We start from the raw sequence: 4,831 nt of genomic DNA, 5'->3' as shown, positions 1-4,831 counted from the left end.
AAATCGATATGATTTCCCATCGCTTTTTTATATATTAATTAACGGAACAATGCCGTCGTGTAATTCATGAAGCGTTCCAAGTAGAACGGTTCATCAACGGCCACAGCTGCAAAGTTATTCTTGTGTGGATCACGCAAACGGGTTGGATCACCAATTGTACGCCCATCTTCATGCGTCACCATCATATTCAATGGCAACAACGTTACCAAGTTAGGGTCAACGGCCACACCAACGGCCAATGGGTCGTGCAAAGCTGCCCCAGCTTTGTTGATATCCAAGTCGTAGTAGGCATCAATGTAGTAATCAAAGATATCTGCGAAGACACGACCCTTTTCAGTACCCAAATCACGCCAAACTTGTGTTTCTTTCTTTGTTAACAGTGTTTGCAAAGTAACATCAAGACCAACCATCACCAAGTGCTTAGCATGCTTGAACACATAATCAGCTGCTTCAGGGTCTTGATTAATGTTGGCTTCAGTATAAGGCGTCACATTTCCAGGCACGACCAAAGCACCACCCATTAGTGTCACGTTACCGATCAAGTTTTCGATTTCAGGATCCTTTTGATAAGCTTCAGCCAAGTTAGTCAATGGACCAGTTGGTACGATTACCAAGTCATCAGCATACTTGTGTGCCGATTCAATAATAAAATCGACCGCCGTTTGTGATGACAAAGCTGTCGTTGGTGCAGGTAGTGCCACATCCCCAATACCATTCTTACCGTGAATATCCATTGATACTTGCATCGTCTCAAAGCTATCCGTTGTCGATGAATGCGCTGCCCCGATAAAGACCGGAACATCCGTACGACCCAATAGTTCAAGTAGCTTCAGTGTATTTTCACCTGCCGTCGTCACTTGTGTATTTCCAAACGAAGACACAACACCAATCAAATCTGAATCTGGCGTGGCCAAAGCATATGCCAAAGCCAAGGCGTCATCTACACCAGTATCCAAATCCAAAATCATCTTTTTCTTTGCCATCATATAACCCCTTTATAAAATAAAAGCACTGCTCTAAATCATTATTAGAACAATGCTGTTACTGTCAAAATATATTAGTCGACCGTGCGGTGGAAACGGTTCTTGAACAATGGAGAAACCGCTTGGTTCTCATTGATTCGCTTAATCGCTTCACCAATCAATTCAGCAGTCGTAACTTGTACCAACTTAGGGAACTTCTTCTCTTCTGGCAAGTTAATTGAGTCAGTTACGATCACCTTCTCAAAGACTGAGTTTTGCAATGTATCAACGGCCTTACCAGAGAAGACAGCGTGCGTTGCCACGACATAGACTTCAGCAGCCCCTTCGTCCTTCAACTTTTGGGCACCTTGTGAAATCGTACCACCAGTATCAATCATGTCATCAATCATGATGGCGCGCTTACCCTTAACATCACCAATGATGTTCATGATTTGCGCAACGTTCGCCTTTGGACGACGCTTATCAATAATGGCAATTGGTTCTTGTGAACCCAACAATTCAGCCAAAGCACGTGCACGCGTCACACCACCGTGGTCTGGTGACACAACGACAGTATTATCATCGGCAATTCCTGACGTAATCAAGTAATCAGCCAACAATGGTGCACCCATCATGTGATCAACAGGAATGTCGAAGAACCCTTGGATTTGCGCAGCGTGCAAATCCAAAACCAAGACACGCGTTGCACCAACCATCTCAAGCATGTTGGCAACCAACTTCGCTGAGATTGGCTCACGTGAACGAGCCTTACGATCTTGTCGTGCATAACCATAGTATGGCATAACAACGTTGATTGACTTTGCGCTTGCACGACGCAATGCATCAATCATAATCATTAATTCCATCAAGCTATCATTAACGGGCGCTGACGTTGGTTGGATAACGTATACGTTATCGCCACGTACTGACTCTTCAATGTTAATTTGAATTTCTCCGTCACTAAATCGTGCAATGTTGATTTGTGACAATTCCACGCCAATTGAAGCGGCAATCTTTTCCGCCAAAGGCTGATTGCTGCTCAATGAAAAAATCTTCAAATGCGGATCCGCATAGGTCGCCATGTTGCCCTCCATAGACACATCACTGTGTTCCTCAAGTGTTCAATAGTTACATTGTACAGTTTTTTTCAGTATTCTTCAACGAATATCCCATCTCAGTTCCCGAAGGTTTTCACATATTCTTCTAATTTCGTTAGCAATGTGTACAAAAAAGCCGGATCAGAAAGACTCTGACCCGACCTATTGATTATCTCATTTACTTATCAGCTAAGAAAGCGTCAAACGCTGCTTTTGCTGCCCGCTTTGCTGATTCCGTATCATCAAACTTCTCATGCAATGGTGTGCGGTTCCAGAAATCAAACTTTGTAATTTGACGCGAACGCGCAATACCCATCGCGTGCGTTGGCACGTCGTCAGTAATCGTTGAGCCAGCCGCAATAAAGGCTTCTGCGCCGATATTAACCGGTCCAACAATCTTTGAATTTGAGCCGATAAAGGCGCGATCACCAACGTTTGAGTGCCACTTGTGCAAACCATCATAGTTAACGAAGATTGAACCGGCACCGATATTAACATCCTCGCCAACCGTCGCATCACCAAGATATGACAAGTGACCCATCTTTGAGCCCTTACCCAAATGCGCCTTCTTAACTTCCGTGAAGTTTCCAGCGTGGGCTTCAACATCCAAGAATGCTGCCGGACGCAAGTGTGCAAATGGCCCAACTGAAGCGCGTTCGCGAACTTCCGCTTCCTCAAAGTGTGAAGCATCAACTTGGGCACCATCTGCCACAATTGAATCAACCAAGCGTGAACCTGATGTAATCAAGACATTAGAACCAATAACCGTCTTACCCTTCAAGTAGACATTTGGCTCAATAATCGTATCGTGGCCGATCGTCACATCAACATCAATGTACGTGTTGGCCGGATCAATCAATGTGACCCCGTTACGCATGTGCATCTCATTAGTTCGATCACGTAATACCTTGTTTGCCCGGGCCAAAGCGACACGGTCGTTAACACCCATTGATTCATCAAAATCATCCATAACAAAAGCGCCAACCGTGTGACCAGCGTTACGCAAAATTTCCAACGTATCAGGCAAGTAATACTCACCTTGGGCGTTATCATTTGTCACTTGCTTCAGACTCGCAAACAACAATTGGTTATCAAACACATAGACTCCAGTGTTGATTTCATCGACAGCTGCCTCTTCAGGCGTGGCATCCTTTTGTTCAACAATGCGAACCACGTTGCCGTTTTCATCACGAATAATGCGACCATAACCCGTTGGGTTAGGTGCCTTCGCTGTCAAAACAGTTACGGCATTACCTGATTGCTCATGGAAATCAAACAACTTGTTAAACGTGTCCACCGTAAACAAAGGTGCATCCCCTGAACCAATCAACGTCATACCAGCTGCATCACCCAATTGTGGTTCCGCCATTTGAATGGCATGACCAGTCCCAAGCTGTTCTGCTTGTAGAGCAAATTCTGATCGTCCAGCCAACGTCGCTTCAACTTGTTCAGCCCCGTGACCAACAACCGTCACAATTTTTTCTACGCCAGCCTTTTGAGCAGTTTCCAAAACCAGCTCAACCATTGGCTTACCACCAACTTCGTGCAAAACCTTTGGCAAGTCTGACTTCATGCGAGTTCCCTTACCAGCGGCCAAAATAATAACAAAGCGTTGCATGTTTTTTACTTCCTACCTCATTAATCTGCAGATGAAATTTCAGCTGGTGAGCCTTCACCGTAAATTTCTTCAGCATAGTTTCCAGCTTTAACCTTGATGATGCCGTCATCCTTGTTGGTATCAACATGCACCAATGATGTGTACTTATCAATCACACGGTGCTCAACGCGACCTTCCGCAACAACAGCGACACCAACAACTTGGCCTTCAAATTCCTTAACCAAAGATGCCATACCACGAATTGTACCACCAGCCTTCATGAAATCATCAACAATAAGGACACGTGATCCCATTGGTAATGAACGTCGTGACAATTCCATCTTTTCAAGCCGTTGTGATTGTCCAGTCACATAGTTAACAGACATCGTGGGACCTTCCGTCACCTTAGTATCATTACGGACAATCACAAATGGTACATTCAATTGTTCCGCAACAGCCTGTGCAACCGGCACACCCTTTGTAGCAGCTGTCATCACCGCATCAATTGGTTCACGCAAATATTGTGTCGCAATCAAACGACCAATGCGTTGCAAGAACCAAGGTTGTCCTAGTAAGTCAGACAGATAAACATACCCACCAGGCAAGACACGGGTCTCATCGTCAATCGCGTTAACTAATGAGGCGACGAAATCAGCAGCTTCAGATTCAACCATGTATGGCGTAAAGCGTGCGCCACCAGCTGCCCCAGGAATTGTTTCCAGCAAACCAATGCCGCGCTCGTGAAATGTGCGCTTCAAAATCGTCAAGTCTTCTGAAATTGATGACTTGGCACTTTCATATAATTCTGCAAATTGCGTCAATGAGACCAAAGTGCGTGGTCGTTCTAACAAGTAACGGGTCATATCGACCAATCGATCACTACGACGTGTTTTCATATTTCTAAACCTCGAACGTTCGGTAATTTTTATAATTATAGCTTTAGTATAACACGTCCGTTCATATAAAAAATCAAAAACAGCTTTAAAACCGAAGACAAACAAAAAACGCTGCCTCTTTGGCCAGCGTTTTTCGGACGTTCGGCTTTTACAAGTTAAACGTTTTAACCTATTGCCATGAAATTGCGCGCTCTTCACCATCGACACGAGCACCTAATGCGAGCTCATTAATAGCTGGATCATCAAATACTGGCAGCATCTCTGCGAATGTATTTGGCA

4 protein-coding genes are annotated in these 4,831 nt (G+C 44.6%); all 4 read right to left on the bottom strand.

Annotated features, from left to right (window positions below; all coding sequences use genetic code 11):
• Positions 1-38: 38 nt before the first annotated feature.
• A complete protein-coding gene (locus tag WEIDD23_RS05180) occupies positions 39-983 on the bottom strand; it encodes a nucleoside hydrolase (protein ID WP_010370695.1) in 945 nt (314 codons plus the stop codon).
• Between the two features lie 74 nt (positions 984-1,057).
• Positions 1,058-2,044 carry a ribose-phosphate diphosphokinase gene (locus WEIDD23_RS05175; RefSeq protein WP_010370699.1) on the bottom strand — a complete coding sequence of 329 codons (987 nt, stop codon included), beginning with the start codon at positions 2,042-2,044 and terminating at the stop codon, positions 1,058-1,060.
• Positions 2,045-2,237: 193 nt separating this feature from the next.
• Entirely contained in the window at positions 2,238-3,677 is a 1,440-nt protein-coding gene (glmU, locus tag WEIDD23_RS05170; RefSeq protein WP_010370702.1) for a bifunctional UDP-N-acetylglucosamine diphosphorylase/glucosamine-1-phosphate N-acetyltransferase GlmU, read from the bottom strand.
• A gap of 20 nt (positions 3,678-3,697) precedes the next feature.
• On the bottom strand, positions 3,698-4,552 hold the full coding sequence (gene purR, locus WEIDD23_RS05165; RefSeq protein ID WP_010370704.1) for a pur operon repressor: 855 nt from the start codon (positions 4,550-4,552) through the stop codon (positions 3,698-3,700).
• Between the last annotated feature and the right edge of the window lie 279 nt (positions 4,553-4,831).

This window comes from Weissella sp. DD23 (assembly GCF_001579105.1).
Classification (GTDB): Bacteria; Bacillota; Bacilli; order Lactobacillales; family Lactobacillaceae; genus Weissella; species Weissella cibaria.
The sequence above is the reverse complement of the archived record's forward strand: the minus strand, read 5'-3'. Positions and strand labels throughout refer to the sequence as shown.